This window comes from Rhizobium sp. BR 249, assembly GCF_047445895.1.
Taxonomy (GTDB): domain Bacteria; phylum Pseudomonadota; class Alphaproteobacteria; order Rhizobiales; family Rhizobiaceae; genus Rhizobium.
Genome location: NZ_JARWKX010000008.1, coordinates 61,042 through 79,891, shown reverse-complemented (window position 1 = coordinate 79,891; position 18,850 = coordinate 61,042). Strand labels below are relative to the sequence as shown.

Here is an 18,850-nt window from a genome sequence, read left to right as displayed (position 1 = left end):
TCTCATTAATCAAATCGAGACGCCGGCTTCCGCCTCACTGTTGCCGGTATCCGGCGGAGAGATGGCATCCGATTCCCCCGGCTGATTCCATCGCGGGTGAGCGCGGTTGGATATGCCGTTGAATCCATGGTGTTTTTCGTTTCCGCTCGGGTTCGTTTTCGGATGGCGAGGGGATGGCCGCACGATGAGCAAAAGGTAAAGGGGCGCCAAGTTTCGGGGAAAGAGTTAACGAAAGTAAACACTTCATTAACCATAATGATGCTCTAATGCATGCAAGGCCGGACAAAGGCCTGAAACGGCGCAGACAGCTTCGCGCAAGCGTCGGTTTTAAAAGTGGAAGTTATTTTTGGGGGTGTTGATGAGTCGCAAGCATGTCGCTGTCCTGATGGGCGGATTTTCCTCGGAAAGGCCCGTCAGCCTTTCTTCGGGAAAGGCTTGCGCAGAAGCCCTCGAAGCCGAAGGCTTCAAGGTGACGGTGATTGACGTTGCCCGCGATGTTTCCGAGAAGCTTGCCGCGTTGAAACCCGATGTCGTCTTCAACGCGCTTCATGGGCCGTTCGGCGAGGACGGCACCATCCAGGGCATCCTTGAATATCTGGAGATCCCCTATACGCATTCGGGCGTGCTTGCCTCGGCTCTGGCGATGGACAAGAGCAAGGCGAAGCGTGTGGCCGCGGCAGCCGGCATTCCGGTCGCCGAATCGCAGGTGATCAACCGTTTTGCCTTTCCGTCGACCCATCCGATGAAGCCTCCTTACGTTGTGAAGCCGGTGCGCGAGGGATCGAGCTTCGGCGTCGTCATCGTCACGGAAGATCAGACGCATCCGCCCCAGGTCGTCAGTTCCCCCGAATGGCGCTACGGCGAGGAGGTGCTGGTCGAGCGCTATGTTTACGGCCGCGAGCTGACCTGCGGCGTCATGGGCGATGTCGCGCTCGGCGTCACGGAAGTGGTGCCGCAGGGACACAATTTTTATGATTACGATTCCAAGTATGCCGCAGGCGGTTCAAAACACGTCATCCCGGCGAAAATTTCACCGAATATTTACCAAAAAATACAAACATTGGCCCTAAGGGCGCATCAGGCAATCGGTTGCCGCGGCGTCAGTCGGTCCGACTTTCGTTACGACGATCGTTTCTCCGAAGACGGCGAAATCATCTGGCTGGAGGTCAATACCCAGCCCGGCATGACTCCAACCTCGCTCGTGCCCGAAATGGCCGGTCATGCCGGCTATTCCTTTGGTGAGTTTCTCCGGTGGATGGTGGAGGACGCGTCTTGTTTGCGTTGACGGTCAAGAGGATAGGGCGTCCCAGCCATCATGCCGTGCTTCCGGTCATGGAAGCCGAAGAGCGGTTCGTCCTGCCGCGCCCGCTGCGCCGCGTCACGCGCTTCCTGATCAGCCTCGGCAGCGGCCGCATCTACATTCCCGCCCATACGGGCACGGTGTCGGCGCTCGCCTTCCTGGCTGCGACCGGCCTCTACGGCATGTCGCTCGGCGGTCATACGGAAGCCGTCGCGCAGGCGACGACGACGGCTGCGGGTTTTGCGATTGAAGACGTGAAGGTCTCCGGCAATTCGGAAACCTCCGAAATCGAGATCCTGCAACTGATCGGCCTCGACGGCACGACCTCGCTGGTCGCGCTCGATGTCGATGCCGCCCGCCGGAAGATCGCGCATCTTCCCTGGGTGGAGAGTGTCGAGGTCCGCAAGATCTATCCGAAGACGATCGAGGTGAAGCTCAAGGAGCGCCAGGCCTATGCGATCTGGCAGCACGGGCAGGAGCTTTCGTTGATCGAGAAGAACGGCAGCGTCATTGCGCCGCTGCGCGACAACAAGTTTTCGGCGCTGCCGCTGGTCGTCGGCCGCGACGCCGAAACCGCAGCGGCTTCGCTCGACGACGCCTTCTCGAAGTGGCCCGACGTGAAGGCCCGCGTGAAGGCCTATGTCTGGATATCGGGCCGTCGCTGGGACCTGCACATGGATAACGGCGTCATCGTCAAGCTGCCGGAAGACGGCATCGATCAGGCGTTGGCGACGCTTTCGAAGTTCGACAAACAGCATCAGCTCCTGGAGCGCGACATCGCTGCCGTCGATCTGAGGCTGCCCGACAGGACCGCGATCCAGCTGACGCCGGAAGCGGCGGTCCGCAGGCAGGCGGCAGTGACGGAGCGTACGAAGGAATTGAAGAAGTCGGGGCAGAATATATGAGCTTGTTCGGTTCATCCCATTTCGGATTGCCGCGCCTGAAGCCGCTTTCGTCGAAGCGGTCACATGTCGTTTCGGTGCTCGACATCGGCTCGACCAAGGTCGTCTGCATGATCGGCCGGCTGACGCCGCGCGAGGAAAGCCAGATCCTGCCGGGCCGCACGCACAATATCGAGATCATCGGTATCGGCCATCAGCGCTCGCGCGGCATCAAGACCGGCGTCATCGCCGATCTCGACGCGCTGGAAGGCGTCATCCGTCTTGCCGTCGATGCGGCCGAGCGCATGGCGGGGCTGACCGTCGAAAGCCTGATCGTCAACCTGACGGCCGGCCGCCTCGGCAGCGACATCTATACCGCGACGATCGATCTCGGCGGCCAGGAAGTCGAACTCAACGACCTGAAGAAGGTATTGTCGGCCGCCTGCCAGCAGTCGCTGCGCCAGGACCGCTCGGTGCTGCATTCGCTGGCGACCGGCTTCTCGCTCGACGGCGAGCGCGGCATCCGCGATCCGCTTGCCATGTACGGCGACGCGCTCGGCGTCGACATGCATGTCGTGACCGCGGAGCGCTCGGCGCTGAAGAACCTCGAACTCAGCGTCAACCGCGCGCATTTGTCGGTCGAAGGCATCGTCGCGACGCCTTATGCATCGGGCCTTGCCGCTCTCGTCGATGACGAGGTCGAGCTCGGCTGCGCTGCGATCGACATGGGCGGCGGCACGACGACGATCTCGGTTTTCGCCGAAGGCAAGCTCGTTCATACCGATGCCGTCGGTCTCGGCGGCCATCATGTCACCACCGATCTGGCGCGCGGCCTTTCCACCCGCATCGAGGATGCGGAGCGGCTGAAGGTCGTGCATGCCTCCGCACTTCTGAATTCCTCCGACGAGCGCGAACTGATCTCGATCCCGCCGATCGGCGAGGACGATCGCGACCAGCCGTCGCAAGTGCCGCGGGCGCTGGTTTCGCGCATCGTCTCGGCGCGTATCGAAGAGACGATGGAACTGATCCGCGACCGCATCCAGCGCTCCGGCTTCAGCCCGATCGTCGGCAAACGCGTCGTTCTGACGGGCGGCGCGAGCCAGCTGACCGGCCTTGCCGAGGTGGCGCGGCGCATTCTTGCCCGCAACGTCCGCATCGGCCGCCCGATGGGCGTCTCGGGACTGCCGACGGCGGCCAAGGGTCCGGCCTTTTCGACGGCCGTCGGCCTGATGATCTATCCGCAGGTCGCGGACATGGAGACACATGCGTCACAGAGCGGTCTGCTCATGTCGCTTGGGGGAAATAACAGCCGCATAGCCCGCATGGGCCAGTGGCTGAAGGAAAGCTTCTGAAATTTGCGTAATTGGCCGGCGTGGCGATGCGGCCAGAGAGAGAAGGAACAGGTACCATGACCATCAAGCTGCAAAAGCCTGACATCACAGAGCTGAAGCCGCGCATCACCGTGTTCGGCGTCGGCGGCGGCGGCGGCAACGCCGTCAACAACATGATCACCGCAGGCCTCCAGGGCGTCGACTTCGTCGTTGCCAACACGGATGCGCAGGCGCTGACGATGACGAAGGCCGAGCGCATCATCCAGCTCGGCGCCAACGTCACCGAAGGCCTCGGCGCCGGCTCGCAGCCGGAAGTCGGCCGCGCGGCCGCCGAAGAGTGCATCGACGAGATCATCGATCACCTGAACGGCACGCATATGTGCTTCGTCACCGCCGGCATGGGCGGCGGCACCGGCACGGGTGCTGCTCCTGTCGTGGCGCAAGCCGCCCGCAACAAGGGCATCCTGACGGTCGGCGTCGTCACCAAGCCGTTCCATTTCGAAGGCGGACGCCGCATGCGTCTGGCCGAGATGGGCATCCAGGAACTGCAGAAGTCTGTCGACACGCTGATCGTCATTCCGAACCAGAACCTCTTCCGCATTGCCAACGACAAGACGACCTTCGCCGACGCTTTCGCCATGGCCGACCAGGTTCTCTATTCGGGCGTTGCCTGCATCACCGACCTGATGGTGAAGGAAGGCCTCATCAACCTCGACTTCGCCGACGTCCGCTCGGTGATGCGTGAGATGGGCCGCGCGATGATGGGCACCGGCGAAGCCTCCGGCTCCGGCCGCGCACTGCAGGCAGCCGAAGCGGCAATCGCCAACCCGCTGCTCGACGAAACCTCGATGAAGGGCGCTCAAGGCCTGCTGATCTCCATCACCGGCGGTCGCGACCTCACCCTCTTCGAAGTCGACGAAGCTGCGACCCGCATCCGCGAAGAAGTCGATCCGGACGCCAACATCATCCTCGGCGCCACGTTCGACGAATCGCTCGAAGGCATCATCCGCGTCTCGGTCGTCGCGACCGGCATCGACCGGGCGATCAGCGAAGCCGCCGAGCGCAGCTTCCAGCCGGTTGCAAAGCCCGCTATCCGTCCCTCGGCGGCTGTTGCTCCGGCAGCGGCCGCAGTTCAGCCTGCCCCCGTGATGCAGGCGCCGAAGGCCATCGATCCGATCGCGCAGACCATCCGCGAAGCCGAGATGGAACGCGAGCTCGAAATTCCGGCCCCGCGTGCCAGCGCCCCCGTCCAGCAGCCCGCCGTACAGCAGGAAGTCTTCCGTCCGCAGAGCAAGATTTTCGCGCCTGCGCAAGAAGCTCCGGTCATGCGTCCGGCACCGGTCCAGCCGGCTCCGGCTCCCGTCATGAGCCAGCCGGTGCAGCAGCAGCCGGTTCAGCCCCAGGCAGTCCGGCAGGAGCCGATCATCCGCCAGGCGCCCGAACCGATGCGCATGCCGAAGGTCGAGGATTTCCCGCCTGTCGTTCAGGCCGAACTCGACCATCGCACGCAGCCGGCTTCGGCGCATCAGCAGGAAGAGCGCGGTCCGATGGGCCTGCTCAAGCGAATCACCAATTCGCTCGGCCGCCGCGATGACGACGCCGTTGCCGCCGACATGACGGCCGCGCCGTCGGCCGCTTCGCAGCAGCGTCGTCCGCTGTCGCCGGAAGCAAGCCTCTACGCACCGCGTCGCGGCAATCTCGACGACCAGGGCCGCGCGGTTCCGCAGGCTCGCATGATGCAGGAAGACGACCAGCTGGAAATCCCGGCATTCCTGCGCCGCCAGTCGAACTGAGGCTTCGATTCGACACTGTTCATGCCCGGGATTCAGGTCCCGGGCATTTGCGTTTTTCAGCCCGGAATTTCCGAGCGAATTCAATCGTGTGACTTCGTAACAAAACGAAAGAAACAGTGATTTGGATTGGAGCGCCGGCGCACGTAAGTATGGTGCAAGGAAACTGCCCTAGGAGTCCTCTGGACAAAGCTCCTTCTGCAGAATGAATGATAACCGCGCCGTGGCACCAACCGCTGGAGCGGAAAAATAAAGGCAGAATTTTTATGGCAATTGGCTTGCTGGGTTTTCAAACGACGGTATCGCGTCCCGTGACGCTCTCGGGCATCGGTGTCCATTCGGGCGCTGATGTTTCGATCACCCTGAACCCGGCCGAATCGGATACCGGCGTCGTTTTCCAGCGCCTGCACGCCAATGGTGACGTCACCGAACTCAAGGCCGTCTCCTCGCAGGTCGGCAATACCGACCTCTGCACCGTGCTCGGCTTCTCTCCCGCCCATTCTGTCGCGACGGTCGAACATGTCATGGCCGCCATCTATGCGCTGGGTCTCGACAATGTGATGATCGAAGTGCATGGCGCCGAAATGCCGATCATGGACGGCAGCTCGCTGCCCTTCGTCGAAGCGATCGAGCAGGCCGGCCTCGTCTCTCTCGGCGTCAAGCGCCGCTATATCCGCATCACCAAGCCGGTGCGGATCGAGCATGGCGGCTCCTGGAGCGAATTCCGTCCCTATGACGGCACGCGATTCGAGGTCGAGATCGATTTCGAATGCCCGCTGATCGGCCGTCAGAAATGGGCCGGCGACATGAGGGCCTCCGTCTTCAAGGCCGAACTCTCCCGCGCCCGCACCTTCGGCTTCATGCGTGATGTCGAGCGTCTCTGGGCATCGGGCCACGCGCTCGGCTCCTCGCTCGAAAACTCGGTCGTCATCTCGGACGACAACACCGTCATCAACGTCGAGGGGCTGCGTTACGCCAAGGACGAATTCGTCCGCCACAAGACGCTCGATGCCGTCGGCGATCTGGCGCTTGCCGGTGTCCAGTTCATCGGCTGCTATCGTTCCTATCGCGGCGGCCACAAGATGAACGCCAATGCGCTGAAGGCGCTGCTCAGCGATCCCACCGCCTACGAGGTTGTGGAGACGTCGACGCCGCGTCAGCGCGTCGCCGCCCGCGAGATGATCGCGGTCAGCGCTTCGGAATTCGCTCCCTGGTCGGCATGACCTCCAGCATATGATTGAGACCAGGCCGCCTCTCTCCCAGGAGGCGGTTTTTTTATGCCGGTCTGGCGTGATGGGCTTTCTTGCCGATGCGTAGCTGCAACAGGTTGGAAAGAAGATGAAAAGCCGGTCATTCCGGCGGCTGCCGCCACAAAAATGCGTTAATGCCTTATCATTGCGTTGCTCTTGATGCACATTTGTGGCTAGAAACGCCAGCGAGGCGTGGCTGCCGTGGAGCGAGCGGCGGCAGTGGGGTTCTTTTGAATGGCTTATGCAGGATCTGAAGGTATGATGAAGACAGCGCGTGCTTTGTTCGCATCGCTTCTGGTGCTCAGCGCAGGCGCCGCTATCTCGGGCTGCCAGTCGGACCCCGATATCGATATCACCAAGCTCGGCCTCGAGACCGATCCGCCAGACGTGCTCTACAATCAGGGCCTCGCCAACATGAAGGCCGGCAACATGGCGGAAGCGGCGCGCAAGTTCGACGCGATCGACCGCGAGAACCCGTTCTCCGAATGGGCGCGCAAGGCGCTCGTCATGAGCACCTTCGTCAAATATCGCCAGGGCCGCCTCGACGATGCGCTCGCCTCCGGCAACCGCTACATGGCGCAATATCCGAAATCCCAGGATGCTGCCTATGTGCAGTATCTCATCGGTCTCACCTATTCCAAGCAGATCGTCGACGTGACGCAGGACCAGCGCGCCTCCGCCAAGACGATCGAAGCGATGCAGGCCGTCGTCGACAATTATCCGAACTCCGAATATGTCGATGACGCGCAGGCCAAGATGCGCTTCGCGCGCGACCAGCTGGCCGGCAAGGAAATGCAGATCGGCCGCTACTATATGGAGCGGAAGGAATATCTGGCCGCGATCTCGCGTTTCCGCATCGTCGTCGAGAAATATCCGAACACCAACCAGATCGAAGAGGCGCTCGCGCGTCTGGTCGAGGCCTATTACGCCATGGGCATCGTCGACGAGGCGCAGACGGCGGCCGCCGTTCTCGGCCACAATTATCCCGACAGCCAGTGGTACGCCGATTCCTACAAGCTGCTGCAGACCGGCGGCGCCGAGCCGCGAGAGAATAAGGGCTCGTGGATCGCTGCGGCAGGCAAGAAACTCCTGCTCGGTTCATAAAACCAATGCTGATCCAGCTTTCGATCCGCGATATCGTCCTGATCGAGCGGCTGGATCTTGCCTTCGAGACCGGTCTTTCCGTGCTGACGGGCGAGACCGGGGCGGGCAAATCCATCCTGCTCGACAGCCTCTCGCTGGCGCTCGGTGGGCGCGGCGATGGCGGCTTGGTGCGCCATGGCGAGGACAAGGGCCAGGTGACGGCGGTGTTCGACGTCGGCATGGACCACGGCGCCCGTGCGCTGCTGCGTGAAAACGGCATCGACGACGAGGGCGATCTGATCTTCCGCCGCCAGCAATCGGCGGACGGACGCACCAAGGCCTATGTCAACGATCAGCCCGTCAGCGTGCAGCTGATGCGCCAGGCCGGCCAGATGCTGGTCGAAATCCACGGCCAGCACGACGACCGCGCCCTTGTCGATACGAACGCCCACCGAACCTTGCTCGATGCCTTCGCCGGCCTTACCGACGAGGTTGCCGAGGTCGCCCGGCTTTACCGCCTGTGGCGCGACAGCGAGCGGACGCTGAAGAAGCACCGGGAGAAGGTGGAAAGCGCGGCGCGCGAAGCCGATTATCTCCGCGCCTCCGTCGAGGAGCTGGAAAAGCTCTCGCCGCAGGACGGCGAGGAGGACGAGCTCGCCGACCGCCGGCAGAAGATGATGAAGGCCGAACGGATCGCCGGCGATATCGCCGAAGCGTCCGAATTCCTGAACGGCAATGCCTCGCCGGTGCCGCACATCGCCTCGCTGGTGCGCCGGCTGGAGCGCAAGAGCCACGAGGCGCCGGGACTGCTCGAAGAGACCGTGGCGCTGCTCGATGCAGCCCTTGACCAGCTTTCCAACGCGCAGATGGAAGTCGAAGCGGCGCTGCGCAAGACCGAATATGATCCGCGCGAGCTGGAGCGGGTGGAGGAGCGGCTTTTTGCGCTCAGGGCCGCCTCGCGCAAATATTCCGTTCCCGTCACCGAGCTGCCGGCGCTTGCCGTGCGCATGATCGCCGATCTCGCCGATCTCGATGCGGGCGAGGAGAAGCTTTCCCGGCTCGAAGCCGAGGTCGGGCAGGCGCGGGAAAATTACGATGCGGCGGCACGCTCGCTGTCGGAGAAGCGCCATCACGCTGGTACGGCGCTGGCTGCGGCCGTCATGGCCGAACTGCCGGCGCTGAAGCTCGAACGCGCCCGGTTCATGGTGGAAATCACCACGGATGCCGGAGAGGCGCTCGCCGAAGGCATCGACGTCGTCGAGTTTCACGTCCAGACCAATCCCGGCACGCGTCCGGGCTCGATCATGAAGGTCGCCTCCGGCGGCGAACTCTCGCGTTTCCTGCTGGCGCTGAAAGTGGCGCTCGCGGATCGCGGCTCGGCCCCGACGCTCGTCTTCGACGAAATCGACACCGGCGTCGGCGGCGCGGTGGCCGATGCGATCGGCCAGCGGCTGAAGCGCCTGTCCGACCGGGTGCAGGTTCTCTCGGTCACGCACGCGCCGCAGGTGGCGGCAAGGGCGGCGACGCACCTGCTGATCTCCAAGGGGCCGGCGGCCGAAGGCTCCGAAAAGATCGCCACGCGCGTCGCGACGATGGCGCACAAGGACCGGACCGAGGAGATCGCCCGCATGCTCGCCGGCGCCTCGGTGACGGAGGAGGCGAGGGCAGCGGCGAAGCGGCTGCTGGCGGGTAATGGGTGATTGCTGCGGCCGACCCCGATTTCCCTCATTCCTGTGCTTGTCACAGGAATCCAGTGCGTCCAAGTCCTTGGACGCGGGAAACTTTTGATCTCCCATGAGCTATTCACCGCGCAGACGCGCGGTGGCTGGATTCCTGTGACGGGCACAGGAATGAGGAGGAGAGGTAGGCGAGCTCGTCCGATGCTGAGATCCGGCATTCTATACATGCAACGGTGACAAACATTCCGTGGGGCTACCCCCTCTGCCCTGCCGGGCATCTCCCCCACAAGGGTGGAGATCGGCAAGAGGTTGGATCATCCGTCCCTCTCTGCTGTATCGAATAACTCTGCGGTCGTTGTTTGGGGAAGCCAGTGCGCCCAGCCAATCTCCCCACCTGTGGGGGAGATGGCCGGCAGGCCAGAGGGGGGTGCCACACGGCATGCCCTTTCCTTTGTTCTCCCCCTCGCAGCCTTCTTGCATTTGTCCGGTGTTTCGCCGTACAATCCTGAGCAAGGAGAAAACTGATGCCGCAGCAAAACAGCCGCACGACCCGATTGGAAGCTCGCATCAGTCCCGAGGCGTTGGCGATCGTCAAGCGAGCGGCCGAGATGGAGGGCCGCAGCCTCAGCGATTTCGTCGTCTCTGCGGCACAGGACGCGGCGCGGCGGACGATTGAGGAAAACCAGCTTATCCGTCTGTCGATCGAGGATCAGGCGCGTTTTGTCGACATGCTGCTCGATCCGCCGGAGCCTGCGGAGGCCCTCAAGCGCGCCAAGGCTGCCCATGACGCGCTGATCCTGAAAGCGCAGTGACGGTGCAGTTCACAATCGAAGCGTTGAATTCCGGGCATGATCGAAAGAGCTTTGCTTGCGGCGTATTCGTTCTGGATCGCTATTTGAAAGAGCAGGCGGGGCAAGATATCGAACGCCGCGCCGCCCTTTGTTATGTCGCCTCTCCGGAGGGTTCCTCCCGTATCGCCGGATATTATACGCTTTCAGCCGGAGACGTGGCGCTGAAGGATATTCCGGAAGACAAGGCCCGTCGGCTTCCGCCTTATCCAGCCATTCCCGTTGCACGGATCGGACGGCTGGCGATCGACAAGGATTTTCAGGGCAGGCGACTTGGCGCGGCACTGCTATGGGACGCCGCAAATCGTGCCCTGCGTTCGGAATTGGGCGTTTTTGCTTTGGCCGTGGACGCGAAAGACGAGCAGGCCGCCGCCTTCTATCGGCATTTCGGATTCATCGCTTTCGAAACGAAACCGTTGCAGCTTTTCCTCTCGCTGGCGACCGTGGCGAAATCACTCTGATCTCCCGTAAGTCGATCGCGCAGCCTCTCTTTTCATCCGTCGATTTTGCTCTAAAAACAATGCAGTTTCTGGCCAGATTCTCTGGAGTGATGTTCCATGTCCACCGAAGGTTCCGCCATCGACACGTTGACGATCGAAGAGGCTGCCGCCGAGCTCGAGCGGCTGGCGAGGGAGATCGCGCATCACGATGCGCTCTATCACGGCAAGGACCGGCCGGAGATTTCGGATGCCGATTACGATGGGCTGAAGCGCCGCAACGATGCGCTGGAGGCGCGGTTTCCGGAACTGATCCGTGAGGACAGCCCGTCGCGGCGGGTGGGGGCGGCGCCTTCCGTCACCTTCTCGCCCGTCGTTCATGCGCGGCCGATGCTGTCGCTCGACAACACGTTTTCGCAGGAGGACGTGCAGGATTTCGTTGCCGGCGTCTATCGCTTCCTCGGCCGGCTGCCGGACCAATCGATCGCCTTTACCGCAGAGCCGAAAATCGACGGCCTTTCGATGTCGATCCGCTACGAGAACGGCAGGCTGACGACGGCTGCCACGCGCGGCGACGGCACGACGGGGGAAAACGTCACGGCCAATATCCGCACCATCGCCGAAATTCCGGGCCAACTGCCGAAGGGCGTTCCCGCGGTCGTCGAGATCCGCGGCGAGGTCTATATGGCCAAGAGCGATTTCCTGGCGCTGAACCGGCAGATGGAGGCGGAGGGCAAGCAGACCTATGTCAATCCGCGCAACACGGCGGCCGGATCGCTGCGCCAGCTCGACGCCAAGGTGACGGCGAGCCGCAAGCTGAAATTCTTCGCCTATGCCTGGGGCGAGATGTCCGAGATGCCGGCCGATACGCAATTTGCCATGGTGCAGACCTTCAAGGACTGGGGCTTCCCGGTCAATCCGCTGATGAAGCGACTGAACTCGGTTGCCGACATCCTGGCCCATTACGACGAGATCGGCCTGAAACGCCCGGATCTCGATTACGATATCGACGGCGTCGTCTACAAGGTCGACAGTCTGGAACTGCAGCAGCGCCTCGGCTTCCGCTCGCGTAGCCCCCGCTGGGCGACGGCGCATAAATTCCCGGCCGAACAGGCCTTCACCGAGGTCGAGAAGATCGAGATCCAGGTCGGCCGCACCGGGGCGCTGACGCCGGTGGCGCGCCTGAAACCGATCACGGTCGGCGGCGTCGTCGTCACCAATGCGACGCTGCACAATGAGGATTACATCAGGGGCATCGGCAATAGCGGCGAACGCATCCGGCCGGAGGAGCATGATATCCGCGAGGGCGATACCGTCATCGTCCAGCGCGCCGGCGACGTCATTCCGCAGATCCTCGACGTGGTGATGGAAAAGCGCCTCGCCGAGGCGAAGCCCTATGAATTTCCGAAGACATGCCCGGTCTGCGGTTCGCATGCCGTGCGCGAGGTCAACGAGAAGACCGGCAAGATGGATTCGGTGCGCCGCTGCACCGGCGGCTTCATCTGCCGTGCGCAGGCGACGGAGCACCTGAAGCACTTTGTTTCGCGCAACGCCTTCGATATCGAGGGGCTCGGCTCGAAGCAGATCGACTTCTTCTTCGAAAACGAGGACCCGTCGCTGCAGATCCGCACGGCGCCGGAGATTTTCACGCTGGAGAAGCGCCAGCAGCCATCGCTCACCAAGCTGGAGAATATCGACGGCTTCGGCAAGGTCAGCGTCGGCAAGCTCTATGCGGCGATCAACGAGCGGCGCAGCATCGCGCTCCACCGCTTCATCTATGCGCTCGGCATCCGCCATGTCGGCGAGACCACGGCGAAGCTCTTGGCGCGCTCCTACGGCACCTATGGGGCCTTTGCGGCCGCGATGGAGGAGGCCGCACCGCTTTCCGGTGACGCCTGGAACGATCTCAACGCCATCGAGGGCATCGGCGAGGTCGTGGCGCGTGCCATGGTCGAGTTCTACAAGGAGCCGCGCAATATCGAGGTGATCGGCCGCCTGCTCGACGAGGTGACGCCCGCGGAGGCCGAACAGCCGGTTACATCAGGCAGCCCCGTCGCCGGCAAGACCGTGGTCTTCACCGGCTCACTCGAAAAATTCACGCGCGACGAGGCGAAGGCGAGGGCCGAAAGCCTCGGTGCCAAGGTGGCGGGATCGGTGTCGAAGAAAACAGACATCGTCGTCGCCGGCCCTGGTGCCGGCTCCAAGCTCGACAAGGCCCGCGAACTCGGCGTCCAGACGATGGACGAGGACGAGTGGCTGGCGTTGATTGGCGGGTGATTGATCCGGAGACGGTGTAATGGACATAAGGCCGATCAAAAGCGCTGGCGATTTGGAATGGGCGCTTGGAGAAGTCGCTCCGTATTTCGACAATCCGCCGCTGCAAGGCTCGGCTGATGCGGACAGGTTCGACGTGCTCTCCGATCTTATCGAAGCCTATGAAAACCGGCATTTCCCCACAATCGAACTGGAGCCGGTCGATTTCCTGCATGCCTTCATGGAGATGACCGGCCGCAGTCAAACTGACCTCGGCGAGGTCCTGGGTTCGCGCTCCCGCGCCTCGGAAATCCTGCACCGCAAGCGTGCTTTGACGGTCGATATGATTTTCAAGCTCAACGAGGCATGGGGCGTTCCCGCCGAATGCCTCGTCAAGCCTTATCGCCTGGCCGTCGCTTAAGCCCTCAGCCGCGCCATCGTATAGGCGTCGACATACTCTCCGGCCCGATAGCCGAATGCGCGCAGAAGCCCTTCCTTCTCGAAACCGAATTTTTCGTAGAGGGCGATCGCGGCCTCATTGTCGGTGTAGACGGTCAGTTCCAGCCGCTTGACGTCGAGCCAGTCGTCGGCGGCGTCGACCATGGCGCCAAGCAAGATACGGCCGAAACCGCGGCCGGTGAAATCGTCATGCACGCCCATGCCGATGCTGGCGACGTGCTGCCGGCGGCCGCCGAGGCGGTTGAGGCCGCAATTGCCGACGATCTTGCCATCCAGGGTGACGACGAGGTTGAGCGCGCCCGGCGAGGGATTTTCCATGTTCTTGCGGACTTCCTCGACCCGCTGGTACGGCGGCCGCAGGGTGCCGGCGCGATAGCCCGGCAGGTTGATGAGATCGGTGATCTCCTCGGCGTCGGAAAGACGCACGGCGCGCACGACGACGCCATTCGGCAGGCGCGCTCGGTCGCGGGGTTCATTCTCTTCGTTTTCAGACATGGGGTGGCCTCCTTGGGTTTCAGGGGAGGAGAGCCGGCTTTTTCGAAAACCCTGCTCGCCTCGGCAGGGTTCTCGGGATGATCGAACGGCTAGTGACGCACCATCGCTCCCGCGTGCCCTGGAAGGGTCGTGGCGATATGATGCATGGTCGATGTCACAGAGTTGATCATGCGTGGAAGTTTCCCCATTTGCGTGCAGATGTCAACAGGTCGGAATTTGCCTTCGCCTGCGGCTCAGATTATTCCGGTAGGGCAGACGATTCGGATTTTGCCGTTGAAGACCATCGCCATCGATTTCGAGACAGCCAACGAGCAGCGCGGCAGCGCCTGTTCGGTTGGGCTTGCCTGGATCGAGGACGGGCAGGTGACGCGGGTCGAGGAACGCTTGATCCGACCGAAGCAGATGCGCTTTTCCGGGATGAATATCGCGATCCACGGCATCCGGCCGGAGCATGTCGAGGATGCGCCTGAATTTCCCGAAGTGATGGACGAGTTCCACGACGATTTCAGGGGCGCGACGATGATCGCGCATAATGCCGCCTTCGATTTCAGCGTCTGGCGGTCGAGCCTCGATCTCTACCGGCAATCCTATCCCGAGCTCACCTATCTCTGCAGCCTGAAAATGGCGCAGCGGATATGGCCGCATTTCCTCTCGCACCGGCTGAACCTGATCGCCGAGCATCTCGGCCTGCGCTTCATGCACCACAACGCCGCCGAAGATGCAGCGGTCTGCGCGGCTGCGGCCATCGAGATGGCGAAGGCGGTCAAGGCGAAAGCCGTGGAGGCGATTCCGGCGCTGATCGGCATGACGCCGGGGCGGCTGACGGCGCGGGGTTATGCGCCCTGCACCTGCCGGAAGGCTTGAGCGCCGCGACGCCCTCGCGATTTCTTGCAAAGCATGGGTGCATGCTTATCTAGAATGCGGATCATCCAGGGAGCCGCCATGTCCAAGCTCAGCACGTTTTTTCTCGTCGCCTTTTCTTTCGCCGCCATCTCCGCAGGTACCGCCTCGGCCGAAGTCGTTGGCAAGGTCGGGGTCGACTGGATCGGCAACGACATCATCGTCGAGGCGGTCTCAGATCCCGAAGTCAAGGGCGTCACCTGCCACGTCACCTATTTCGACCGCAGCCTGATCGACCGGTTCAAGAACGGCAACTGGTTCGAAGATCCCTCCAACAATTCCATCGCCTGCCGGCAGACGGGGCCGATCGAGATCGGCAATATCGACCTCTCCAAGGATGGCAGCGAAGTATTCCGCCAGGGCATGTCGCTGATCTGGAAGACGCTGGTCGTCAACCGCATCTACGACAAGACCAACGACACGCTGATCTATCTTGCCCATTCCAGGGAACTGACGGATGGCTCGGCGAAGATGTCGATTTCGACCATTCCGCTCTATGGGCAGAATGTGACTTGGAAGAATGGGAAGCCGTAAGGGTGGGGTTCTCATCATAAAAGACCCCGCCCCAAACCCGTCCGGGGTCGAGACCCGTGGCTCGACCCCGGACGGGTTTGGGGAGGGGTTTTTGCGTAAAGTCGGAAACCATGCTCTCGACATCAAACAAAAAAGGCCCGGACGAGCCGGGCCTTCCAACATCAGTGTAGAGAATATCAAGCAGCCTGCGACAGCTCGTCGGCGATGACCGTGTCGAGGTTGAGGAAGCAGACCATGGTCTTCTCCAGCGCGACGATGCCGCGGCAGAAGGCGCGCTGGGCTTCCGGGATGATTTCCGGCGGCGGCTGCAGGTCTTCGCTCTTGATGGTCATCATGTCGGAAACCTGCTCGACCAGCAGACCGACCAGCTTGCCGGCGATGTCGGTGACGATGATCGCCGAGCGCTCGGAAGGCTCGGTCATCTTCATGCCGAGACGGCAGGCCATGTCGATGACGGGGATGACCGCGCCACGCAGGTTGATGAGGCCGAGAACGTAGGGCGGGGTGTGCGGCATCGGCGTCACCGGCGCCCAGCCGCGGATTTCGCGGATGGCCATGATGTCGATGCAGAATTCCTGATCGCCCAGGTGGAACGAAACGATTTCGAGATAAGAGCCCGACTGCTTGATGGCATTGTTGTTGTTCATGATCAGAATTCTTCCCAGTTGTCCCCGACGGGAGCGGCGATGGCTTTGGCGGCAGAACCGCCGTTGAATGCGCCCGCGACTTTGCCGATCAGGCTGCGTGCGGGAGAAGGTCTCGAATGCGAGGCGGCGGTTGCCTCTCGCGGCGTTTGCCGGGCGCTCATGCCCTCGCCGATTTTGAACTGCTTGACCAGCTGCGTCAGATTTTCCGCGTCGATGGCGAGCGTATGGCTTGCGGCATTCGTCTCTTCCACCATGGCCGCGTTCTTCTGCGTGACCTGATCCATCTGGCTGATCGAAGTATTGATTTCGTTCAATCCAACCGATTGTTCGCGCGCAGAGGTTACAATTGATTTAACGTGTTCGTCGATGCGCAGAACATCTTCGCCGATCTGGCGAAGGGCTTCACCGGCGGCCGTCACCAGCTCGCCGCCGGTCTTCACCTCATCGCCGGATTTTCCGATCAAAGCCTTGATATCCTTGGCAGCGCCCGCGGCGCGGCCGGCAAGTTCACGCACTTCCTGGGCGACGACGGCAAAACCCTTGCCGGCTTCGCCGGCACGCGCGGCCTCGACGCCGGCGTTGAGCGCGAGCAGGTTCGTCTGGAAGGCGATCTCGTCGATGACGTTGATGATCTTGCCGATCTCGCGGGAAGCGCCTTCGATTCGCTGCATCGCTGCCATCGCATCGCCGACGACGATGTCGGACTTGGCGGTATTCTGCCGGGTGTGCGAGACCATGTGGCCGACTTCCTCGGCGCGGCTGGTGGCGTTGCGGACGGTGGCGGTGATCTGGTCGAGGGCGGCGGAGGTCTCCTCCAGGGAGGCGGCCTGCTGTTCCGTGCGCTTGGCGAGATCGTCGGCGGCGGCGCGCATCTGGCGGCTGTTGGCTTCGATCGAACTGCTATTGACAGCAATGTCACTCATCGCCTTGCGCAGCGTCGCGGTCGTCTGGTTGAAGTCCAGGCGCAGGCGGTCGAGCTCTTCGCGGAAAGGCTGCTCTATCGTCACGGTCACGTCGCCGCCCGACAGACGGGTGAGGCCGGCGCCGAGGGCGGTGACGGCGGCGTTGAGCGCTTCGGCGTCGGCGAGCTTGGCGGCTTCGCGGGCATGGTGCTCCGCGTCGCTGCGCTGCCTGTCGCTCTGGTTCTGCGCCTCGAGGTCACGCTTCTCGATTGCGGCAAGGCGGAAGGCATCGGCGGCGCGGGCCATTTCGCCGATCTCGTCGCCGCGGGTCTTTTCCGCAACGTTGCTGGCAAGATCGCCGCTCATGATGCGCTGCATGCTTTCGCTGACGGCTGCGATGCCGCGGCGGATCGAGCCGCCATGGACATATTGCAGGACGGCCATGGTGAGGATGGCGAGGATACCGAGCCCGATCTGCAGGTAGAGGGCGCCTTGCGCTATGGCATTGGCGGCCTGGACGTGCTGATTGGCGAAGGCCGCGCCGTTTGCCGCAAGCTTGTCGAGCGTATTGGTCAGCTCTTCGCCGGCGCCGTCAATCGTATCGTCGATCTTGTCGAATTCGGGGTCGGACGCGCCCTGCTGAACCAGCGCGACGAGATCGACCTGGATCGCCTTGCCCATTGCGGCGACGTCGCTATCGTAACTCTTCAGCAGCTCGGCGTTATTCATCTCGCCGGCAAGCAGATGTATGTCTTTCGAGCCGTTGGAAAGCGTGGCGAGCGAATCGGCCATCAGCTTGATGCGCTCCGGCTGTACCGCCTTGTCGTCCTTGTCGACGATCGTATCCATCGCGGCCAGCACCAGGGTGAGGTTCGCAAGCCGCATGTCGTCGATGCGGTCGACGCTCGCCTGGATCTCGCTGGCGCGACGCAGGCCGGCGTCGACGCGCGCGTTTTCATACCAGCCGACGCCGAGCATCGTTCCGAAGCCGAGGAAGGCGGCTGCGCCGAGCGTCCAGAGCCGCTGGCTGACCGACAGGCTCTTGCGCACTGCTGAATTCGTCATAAAAAGACCCCTCCACAAACCGCTCGGGTTTGTGCTTTCCTACCCTCATGCGGACGTCCGGGGTTTTCGCCACTCGGCAGACATCATGTCAGAACGGCACGATAGGGCCGCACGCACTGTTAAATATAGATATGACGGCTTAAGTCTTTCCTAACGATATGTGTCTCGCCATTACCTGTTCGGCTTGAGATAAAACATTCAAAACACGAGGTTTTTTGATTCATGTCAAAAGCGGCGCGGCGATTTTCGGCCTGATCCGGTGAGACAATAAATCACGGGTCAGAAAACATATTCTTGAATTGCGTGCATCCGGCCGAGACTATAATCACGCGAAACGCGCAAGGGGTGGGCGGCGCATATCCGCCCGGATCGAGGTTCATGCCAATGAAGACATTCCGCATCGTCATCTGGGTCGCCGTGGTGGTCCTCGCCGGGGCTCTCGGCTTTTTGACGCTTTATCCCATGAAATCGCGGGACGCCGTGTCGGAGGCAGCCTTCGGCGTGCCATTCACCCTGGTCTCCCAGAGCGGTCAGCCGATCACCGAGCAGGCGCTGCGCGGCAAGCCGACGGCGCTGTTCTTCGGCTTCACCCATTGCCCCGAAGTCTGCCCTACGACCCTCTTCGAGCTGGACGGCTGGATGCAGAAGGTCGATCCGGACGGCACCAAGCTGCAGGCCTATTTCGTCACCGTCGATCCCGAGCGCGACACGCCCGAGATCATGAACGAGTACGTCTCCAACGTTTCCAAGCGCATCACCGGCATTTCAGGCCCGCCGGACAAGATCGCCGAGGTCATCAAAGGCTATCGTGTCTACGCCAAGAAGGTGCCGGTCGACGAGAAGGACCCGAACGGCGACTACACGATGGATCACACCGCCTCCGTCTTCCTGCTCGATTCGGCCGGGCGTTTTTCCGGAACGATCGCCTATGGCGAAAACCCCGACACGGCGATAAAGAAGCTGGAGAATCTCGCCAGCAAAGGGTGATCGGGCGCT

At 62.3% G+C, this 18,850-nt stretch carries 17 protein-coding genes; 14 read left to right on the top strand and 3 right to left on the bottom strand.

The annotated features are described in order from the left end of the window. Window positions 1-358: 358 nt before the first annotated feature. The 11 genes from QD408_RS09845 to QD408_RS09795 all read left to right on the top strand — a co-directional run bounded on the left by QD408_RS09845 (window position 359) and on the right by QD408_RS09795 (window position 13,273). Complete coding sequence (locus QD408_RS09845) at window positions 359-1,285, top strand: D-alanine--D-alanine ligase (RefSeq protein ID WP_088681342.1); 927 nt, start codon at window positions 359-361, stop codon at window positions 1,283-1,285. Next, window positions 1,273-2,205, top strand: a complete 933-nt coding sequence (locus QD408_RS09840) for a cell division protein FtsQ/DivIB (protein WP_088681343.1) — start codon at window positions 1,273-1,275, stop codon at window positions 2,203-2,205. Before QD408_RS09845 ends, QD408_RS09840 begins: the two co-directional genes overlap by 13 nt. Continuing rightward, window positions 2,202-3,533, top strand: a complete 1,332-nt coding sequence (gene ftsA, locus QD408_RS09835; protein WP_064803798.1) for a cell division protein FtsA — start codon at window positions 2,202-2,204, stop codon at window positions 3,531-3,533. Before QD408_RS09840 ends, ftsA begins: the two co-directional genes overlap by 4 nt. A gap of 56 nt (window positions 3,534-3,589) precedes the next feature. Continuing rightward, window positions 3,590-5,305 (top strand): cell division protein FtsZ, encoded by a 1,716-nt coding sequence (gene ftsZ, locus QD408_RS09830; RefSeq protein WP_088681344.1) that lies wholly within the window; start codon window positions 3,590-3,592, stop codon window positions 5,303-5,305. Between the two features lie 263 nt (window positions 5,306-5,568). After that, window positions 5,569-6,525, top strand: coding sequence for a UDP-3-O-acyl-N-acetylglucosamine deacetylase (gene lpxC, locus QD408_RS09825; RefSeq protein WP_414139173.1), 957 nt, complete (start codon window positions 5,569-5,571; stop codon window positions 6,523-6,525). A gap of 261 nt (window positions 6,526-6,786) precedes the next feature. Further along, window positions 6,787-7,656: an outer membrane protein assembly factor BamD gene (locus QD408_RS09820; RefSeq protein WP_190237397.1), complete on the top strand. Its 870-nt coding sequence runs from the start codon at window positions 6,787-6,789 to the stop codon at window positions 7,654-7,656. A 5-nt stretch (window positions 7,657-7,661) separates the two neighbouring features. Continuing rightward, complete coding sequence (gene recN, locus QD408_RS09815) at window positions 7,662-9,335, top strand: DNA repair protein RecN (protein ID WP_088681347.1); 1,674 nt, start codon at window positions 7,662-7,664, stop codon at window positions 9,333-9,335. A gap of 503 nt (window positions 9,336-9,838) precedes the next feature. Next, window positions 9,839-10,126, top strand: a complete 288-nt coding sequence (locus tag QD408_RS09810; protein WP_088681349.1) for a DUF1778 domain-containing protein — start codon at window positions 9,839-9,841, stop codon at window positions 10,124-10,126. Further along, a complete protein-coding gene (locus QD408_RS09805; protein WP_414139172.1) occupies window positions 10,123-10,623 on the top strand; it encodes a GNAT family N-acetyltransferase in 501 nt (166 codons plus the stop codon). The genes QD408_RS09810 and QD408_RS09805 overlap by 4 nt, the downstream gene beginning before the upstream one ends. A gap of 96 nt (window positions 10,624-10,719) precedes the next feature. Further along, window positions 10,720-12,876 (top strand): NAD-dependent DNA ligase LigA, encoded by a 2,157-nt coding sequence (gene ligA, locus QD408_RS09800; protein WP_414139171.1) that lies wholly within the window; start codon window positions 10,720-10,722, stop codon window positions 12,874-12,876. Window positions 12,877-12,895: 19 nt separating this feature from the next. Beyond that, window positions 12,896-13,273 carry a helix-turn-helix domain-containing protein gene (locus tag QD408_RS09795; protein ID WP_414139170.1) on the top strand — a complete coding sequence of 126 codons (378 nt, stop codon included), beginning with the start codon at window positions 12,896-12,898 and terminating at the stop codon, window positions 13,271-13,273. On the opposite strand, the gene QD408_RS09790 is transcribed toward QD408_RS09795, so the two are convergent. Beyond that, entirely contained in the window at window positions 13,270-13,806 is a 537-nt protein-coding gene (locus QD408_RS09790) for a GNAT family N-acetyltransferase (protein ID WP_414139169.1), read from the bottom strand. The two genes, QD408_RS09795 and QD408_RS09790, sit on opposite strands and share 4 nt — an antisense overlap. A 273-nt stretch (window positions 13,807-14,079) precedes the next feature. Between QD408_RS09790 and QD408_RS09785 the strand changes: the two genes are divergently transcribed. After that, window positions 14,080-14,670 (top strand): 3'-5' exonuclease, encoded by a 591-nt coding sequence (locus QD408_RS09785; RefSeq protein ID WP_414139168.1) that lies wholly within the window; start codon window positions 14,080-14,082, stop codon window positions 14,668-14,670. Between the two features lie 78 nt (window positions 14,671-14,748). After that, entirely contained in the window at window positions 14,749-15,240 is a 492-nt protein-coding gene (locus QD408_RS09780) for a CreA family protein (protein ID WP_414139167.1), read from the top strand. A 176-nt stretch (window positions 15,241-15,416) separates the two neighbouring features. On the opposite strand, the gene QD408_RS09775 is transcribed toward QD408_RS09780, so the two are convergent. Further along, window positions 15,417-15,887 (bottom strand): chemotaxis protein CheW, encoded by a 471-nt coding sequence (locus QD408_RS09775; RefSeq protein WP_088681356.1) that lies wholly within the window; start codon window positions 15,885-15,887, stop codon window positions 15,417-15,419. 2 nt (window positions 15,888-15,889) lie between these two features. Continuing rightward, on the bottom strand, window positions 15,890-17,854 hold the full coding sequence (locus QD408_RS09770; protein WP_414139166.1) for a methyl-accepting chemotaxis protein: 1,965 nt from the start codon (window positions 17,852-17,854) through the stop codon (window positions 15,890-15,892). A 384-nt stretch (window positions 17,855-18,238) separates the two neighbouring features. Between QD408_RS09770 and QD408_RS09765 the strand changes: the two genes are divergently transcribed. Further along, window positions 18,239-18,841 (top strand): SCO family protein, encoded by a 603-nt coding sequence (locus QD408_RS09765; protein WP_088681358.1) that lies wholly within the window; start codon window positions 18,239-18,241, stop codon window positions 18,839-18,841. Window positions 18,842-18,850: the final 9 nt, after the last annotated feature.

Bases quoted from the DNA above. Each gene is read 5' to 3' on its own strand.
- QD408_RS09845 (WP_088681342.1), top strand. From the start codon at position 359: ATGAGTCGCAAGCATGTCGCTGTCCTGATGGGCGGATTTTCCTCGGAA.
- ftsA (WP_064803798.1), top strand. From the start codon at position 2,202: ATGAGCTTGTTCGGTTCATCCCATTTCGGATTGCCGCGCCTGAAGCCG.
- ftsZ (WP_088681344.1), top strand. From the start codon at position 3,590: ATGACCATCAAGCTGCAAAAGCCTGACATCACAGAGCTGAAGCCGCGC.
- lpxC (WP_414139173.1), top strand. From the start codon at position 5,569: ATGGCAATTGGCTTGCTGGGTTTTCAAACGACGGTATCGCGTCCCGTG.
- QD408_RS09820 (WP_190237397.1), top strand. From the start codon at position 6,787: ATGGCTTATGCAGGATCTGAAGGTATGATGAAGACAGCGCGTGCTTTG.
- recN (WP_088681347.1), top strand. From the start codon at position 7,662: ATGCTGATCCAGCTTTCGATCCGCGATATCGTCCTGATCGAGCGGCTG.
- QD408_RS09810 (WP_088681349.1), top strand. From the start codon at position 9,839: ATGCCGCAGCAAAACAGCCGCACGACCCGATTGGAAGCTCGCATCAGT.
- ligA (WP_414139171.1), top strand. From the start codon at position 10,720: ATGTCCACCGAAGGTTCCGCCATCGACACGTTGACGATCGAAGAGGCT.
- QD408_RS09795 (WP_414139170.1), top strand. From the start codon at position 12,896: ATGGACATAAGGCCGATCAAAAGCGCTGGCGATTTGGAATGGGCGCTT.
- QD408_RS09790 (WP_414139169.1), bottom strand. From the start codon at position 13,806: ATGTCTGAAAACGAAGAGAATGAACCCCGCGACCGAGCGCGCCTGCCG.
- QD408_RS09780 (WP_414139167.1), top strand. From the start codon at position 14,749: ATGTCCAAGCTCAGCACGTTTTTTCTCGTCGCCTTTTCTTTCGCCGCC.
- QD408_RS09775 (WP_088681356.1), bottom strand. From the start codon at position 15,887: ATGAACAACAACAATGCCATCAAGCAGTCGGGCTCTTATCTCGAAATC.
- QD408_RS09770 (WP_414139166.1), bottom strand. From the start codon at position 17,854: ATGACGAATTCAGCAGTGCGCAAGAGCCTGTCGGTCAGCCAGCGGCTC.
- QD408_RS09765 (WP_088681358.1), top strand. From the start codon at position 18,239: ATGAAGACATTCCGCATCGTCATCTGGGTCGCCGTGGTGGTCCTCGCC.